This is a genomic window from Lysinibacillus sp. 10T31 (genome assembly GCF_056394365.1).
In genome coordinates this window covers 1-5,119 of sequence record NZ_JBFTHS010000106.1, presented here as the reverse complement: position 1 = coordinate 5,119, position 5,119 = coordinate 1, and the positions used below count along the sequence as shown (strand labels likewise).

Sequence of the window (5,119 nt, the reverse complement as noted above, 5' to 3'; positions counted from 1 at the left end):
TTGTAAAGAAGTCTTAGAACTGCTAATTTTTCATCTTTTGAGTGGTTACTTCGAGCCATAAAAAAATGCCCCCCTAGATAAACAGATTTTTATTTTTTAATCTGTCTACCTAAAGGGGAGCATATCAAATACTAGAGGTGATCTTCATCAAACTTTATTACAAATTATCAATCTTTATTATAAACGATCAATTTTTTTTACAAAGCTGTATTTAAAATTATTGCTTTCTTTGTATAGTCTTGTGCACTCTTACCATTAAAATCATTATCATATCTTTCAAAGTGATCTTCAAGCGTTTATTGATTACCCCTATAAATTTAGCACCGGAACATGTTTAAACAATGTATCGATACTCCCGTTTGTATCATACACGCCCGGTTATTTACATCCATTCATCATACTTTAATTTTCGCGCATGGTTATACAATCGTGCATACAGCTGTGTCTGATGGGGACTGTCATGTCCTAATAGTACTTGAATACTTTCCAATGGCATCCCCTTAATTGCTAATTGCGCAGCAAATGTATGCCGTAATGTATGGGGTGTAATAGGAAAATCTAATGCCTTCGAATAGGTTTTAAATTTTTTTTGAATAGTCCTTATACATGCTGGCCCCGTCCTAGTTGTATTTACAAAGACAAAGGGCAACTTATCGCTGCGATCTTCTAAATATACCCGAAGATGTTCTTCGCAAGCCCTCGTAAATAATACAATACGTGCTTTCTTTCGTTTCCCATTCGGAATATGAATCAAACGTTCTGACCAATCTATATCTTCTATTTTAATAGCAACTAATTCTCCAATACGAATACCTGTCGCATATAAAACCTCAATCATTGCTCTTTCCTGCATACATTTTTCCACATGTTTCCTTAGCCTTAACAACTGTTCTGTCTCTAAATAATGTGGAAGTGTCTCCTCTACTTCTGGAAAAGGAATAAATAACACTGGATTATGCGTTATAAGCTTTTCCTCTAAGCAGTATTTATAAAATAACTTCACACCAGCCAACTTTGTTTTTACTGTCACAGGTTTATACTCTTCCTTATCTAAATAGGTTAACCAGTTTCGAATATCTTTTGTTCTAATTTCATCAAATGGTTTATCACAGTAGGCAAGTAATTGTCCAACTGCCTTCTGATAAAGATCCACAGTCTTTACATCCAAACGAAAGCTGTAATCATTCACAAATTTTTTAAGGCATATATTTGAAGTTATCATCCTATGTTCTCCTTATCCCATATACTTTCTATAAAGAGCAATAATCTCTCTTTTAGGTAATCGCGCATAAATGCGTGTGGTATCTACATTTGAATGTCCCAATTCCTCCGCAATGAAGGATAGCTCGGCTCCCTTACTTAATAATTCAGTTGCAAAGGTATGGCGTAATCGATGTGGATGTAATCTCGTAGACAGTCCAGCCTCTTTTCCCATCTGATTAACTATTATCTGTATCCTTCTAGTCCCTATTCGTTTACCCTTTGAGTTTACAAAAAGAGCCTTACTCGTCATTCGTTGAGAAGCAAAGTAACGTTCAAGAAGAACAGCGCACTTGTCAGAAAAGTGCACTTCACGAATCTTTTTTCCTTTTCCAATTACGTGGGCTGTACGATTTTCGAGGTCCATATCTTCTCTGTTTAGTTGGTTTAATTCTCCGACTCGACAACCTGAACTCAGCATAAATTCAAGCATCGCTTGATTTCTCAAAGAAGTCTTCTCCGATTGTTGGCGTGTTTTAGCAATATCCCCTTTCTCCAAATATTTAGGAATAGGCTGAGGAAGACGTGGAAACCATCTACTTTTGATAGGTGAATTTACTATATACTCTTCTTGCACACAAAAAGTATAAAAAGAGGACAATACACTCAAACGTAATCGAAGCGTTGTTTCTTTTACATGTCCTTCATGTTGTATAAACCATTGTTGAATTTCATCGGATGTAAGAGATGAAAACTGTTCGTTCGTATTGCCAAAGAAACGTTCTAAAAAACAACGATATAATACAATTGTTCTTTGACTACGATTAGCTAATTTTAAACTTAACAAAAAGTCACCGATAATCTCATGATTCTTAGCGTTCGGTAGTGTTTTGCTCAACTCCCAATATTTATCCATAATAGGTTCTCCTTTTTCACCTTATTGGTATCGATCGTATTGTTTTTTCCGTGCAGACTCCATTAATCGCGTGTAAATACGTGTAGAATTGATATTGACATGGCCCAGTAATTCTTGAATATAACTTTGGGGCATGTTTTTTTCTGCTAAATGTGCAGCAAACGTATGCCGCATAGTATGAGGCATCACTTTAAATCCCAATGTATTCGAAAAAGTTTGGAATTTTTTCTCGGCAAAAATACGGCTTAATCGTTCGACTCGTTGATTCGAAAAAAGAAATACACTTTCTATATTGCGAAGTTCAAGGTACGTTTTTAAGCGTTCCGCACAATCGTGTGTGAACAACACAAAACGTTCTTTATTCCCCTTTCCTTTTCGTATCCAAATTTGCCTCGTTTCCCATTTTATATCTTCTAACTTGATATTTAACAATTCACTAATTCTTACGCCTGTTGTATATAATGTTTCTATAATTGCCCTATCTCTTAAATTCTCCCTGGTCAGCTCTTGGAGTAGTACGACTTGTCGTTTGCTTAAATAATAAGGAAGAGAGTCATCAATTTTCGGTGTATGCACAGTGAGCGTTGGGTTTTTATTTATTGTTTTTTCTTCCATACAATACTGATAAAATGATTTAACACCCGTCAATTTTAAGCGAATTGTACGAGGTTTAAGTCCTTTTTCTTCCATTGAAGCAAGCCAAGTCCGAACATCTGTAGCTTTCACACAATCATAATTCTTTTCACAAAACGAAAAGAATTGGGTAAGAGAAATCCTATAGCTCCGAATGGTCTCTTTACTAAAGCGAGCTTGGTAATCATTAAAGAAAGCCTCTTGCATTTCAAAATTCATCTTGATCAACCCCATTTCTATCCCATTATGTTTTGATACGCTAATATCATGTCTTCTGTTGGAATACGTGCATAGACTCGAGTCGTATTTATATTGGTATGGCCCATTTCATCGGCTATAAATTCGAGGTCAGCCCCTTTTCCTAACATGTTAGTCGCAAATGTATGTCGGCAACAATGCGGATGTAATGATTGTTTTAAACCTGCTTGTCTACCAAGCCTTGTTGTAATCTTATAAATTCCATTTTGTTGCAGTGGATGTCCAAACTTATTTAGAAATAGCGGTTCTGCGGGATCACCAGATCGGGTTTGTAAATAGTCTTTTAATATCAATGCGCACTCTTCCGAAAAATGGACTTTTCGTATCCTTTTACCTTTTCCTTTAACTTCAGCAGTTCGCCGGTTCATATCAACATCTTGTATAGTTAATTGAATAACCTCTGATCTACGACATCCTGAAGAGAATAAGAACAATACAAGTGCTCTGTCCCGGAGGGTTAAACGTTCTGCGGATATTTTAACTCGAGCATACTCCTGTTCATTAAGGAATTTGGGCAACGACTGCGGTATCTTCGGTCTCCAACGCTTCTTCATAAGCATCGTACTTAAATATTCCTCAGCAAGGCAAAAATTAAAAAAAGAAGAAAGAGTAGAAATTACCTGATCTAATGATCTTTCTTTTTTACCAATTGAATACGAATTTAACCAATTTAGAACATCATCAGATGTTAAGTCATCAATAGGAATAGAGCATTCCATTAGGAATTTTTCTAGTATTGAACGATATTTGGAAACAGTTGCTTCAGCTTTATTTGCTAATTTTAAACTTAACAAATATTCGTTCAGAATTATTCTCGTTTGTGTGGGAATGGCTTCTTGTTCGCTGATCCAATACTTTTTTGATGTTTTCATAAAAGTAACCTCTCTTTCATGAATCTGTACTAAATCTATTTTTATCTAGTATTTCTTTTTTTAAACGTCTAATTTTCATATTTTTTAATTTTTGATTTTTCTAGTAAATTATCGAATTTGATTAAGTGTCCGATACCCTATATTAAATTCCATTCTGAAAGTGTATTAAATTGTTCGAATCTAATTCAGATAATGCCTGTTATTCCGTATTCCAAAAGAAAAGCCCCGTAGAGATTTCTCACCACAGAGCACTAAAAATAATTATTGACATTTGACATGAGAAAACCGTAGCAAATGTTAATTGGTTCACTGAATCTTAAGCTTAATGTTTTGTTCCCAAGTCTGTAACACCATCTACAGTAGGAAGAGTTGAATCTACTGGTGTAAATCTAGATTCTTTAATCTAATTTCTTTATCTCCAGCTTTAACATTTCCGAAAGTTAAGTTTGGTTACAAACGGTGTATTTGGAGCTGTAGTATCTAAAGTTAAAGTTACTGATTTACCATCTTCTGATAAAGTAGCAGTTTTAATAACCTTTCCTTAGATTTCATAGTTTTCATAGTTTTCAGCATCAGTTGCAGTAGTTTTTTCAACTTTACAGTCAAATTCAGCTATAACTATCCTTAAGATTAGTTGTAGCTGAATTTTGAATAAAAAAATAAACCCCATGGGCAGATTTCGTCTGAAGGCACCCCATTTCATCATAAGGTGAGTCATACAGTTCATTAGAACCATAAATTAGACATATATTTTTCGTAAAACTTTCTTCTTTATATATTTTCAAATAAGCCTAACTCCGCAATGGGAATAAATAATTAGGTAATCCTTGAGGTATTTTAAGTCTCCATCTTTTTTTCATTACCATGTTTTCTAAATACTCTTCCTCTAGACAAAATTGAAAAAAAGAAGAAAGAGTTGATAAAAAGAGATTTAATGTTTTCGTATTTTTGCCAGCTGAAAACTTATTCAACCATGTAAGTACATCCCCCGATGTTAATTCTCCCAAAGAAACTAAACACTCCGAAAAGAATCTCTCTAGTATCCATCGATATTTTGTAATAGTGGCTTCTGCTTATAAATGTCAACACCAATATGTACATTTTTGCTCGTTTAAGGATGTACAAAATTACTCGTTTTCCGAGGTTAAATGATGCTTTAATCGGTATGAATCACCGACGATTGTGACAACGCTTGCGTGATGTAAAATACGATCTAAAATTAAAATACGATCTAAAATCG

At 34.5% G+C, this 5,119-nt stretch carries 6 protein-coding genes; all 6 read right to left on the bottom strand.

The genetic code is table 11. The annotated features are described in order from the left end of the window. Positions 1–382: 382 nt before the first annotated feature. The gene (locus tag AC1DCY_RS26760; RefSeq protein WP_477355595.1) at positions 383–1,222 is read right to left on the bottom strand and encodes a tyrosine-type recombinase/integrase; all 840 of its coding nucleotides are present in this window, start codon (positions 1,220–1,222) and stop codon (positions 383–385) included. A gap of 12 nt (positions 1,223–1,234) precedes the next feature. Beyond that, positions 1,235–2,116 (bottom strand): tyrosine-type recombinase/integrase, encoded by an 882-nt coding sequence (locus tag AC1DCY_RS26755; protein ID WP_477355592.1) that lies wholly within the window; start codon positions 2,114–2,116, stop codon positions 1,235–1,237. A gap of 21 nt (positions 2,117–2,137) precedes the next feature. Beyond that, positions 2,138–2,968, bottom strand: a complete 831-nt coding sequence (locus tag AC1DCY_RS26750) for a tyrosine-type recombinase/integrase (protein ID WP_477355589.1) — start codon at positions 2,966–2,968, stop codon at positions 2,138–2,140. 17 nt (positions 2,969–2,985) lie between these two features. Then, positions 2,986–3,879 carry a tyrosine-type recombinase/integrase gene (locus AC1DCY_RS26745; RefSeq protein ID WP_477355586.1) on the bottom strand — a complete coding sequence of 298 codons (894 nt, stop codon included), beginning with the start codon at positions 3,877–3,879 and terminating at the stop codon, positions 2,986–2,988. 791 nt (positions 3,880–4,670) lie between these two features. Continuing rightward, positions 4,671–4,940: a site-specific integrase gene (locus AC1DCY_RS26740; protein ID WP_477355601.1), complete on the bottom strand. Its 270-nt coding sequence runs from the start codon at positions 4,938–4,940 to the stop codon at positions 4,671–4,673. A gap of 66 nt (positions 4,941–5,006) precedes the next feature. Continuing rightward, the coding region (locus tag AC1DCY_RS26735; protein ID WP_477355598.1) for an ATP-binding protein at positions 5,007–5,119 on the bottom strand (113 nt) is incomplete at its 5' end.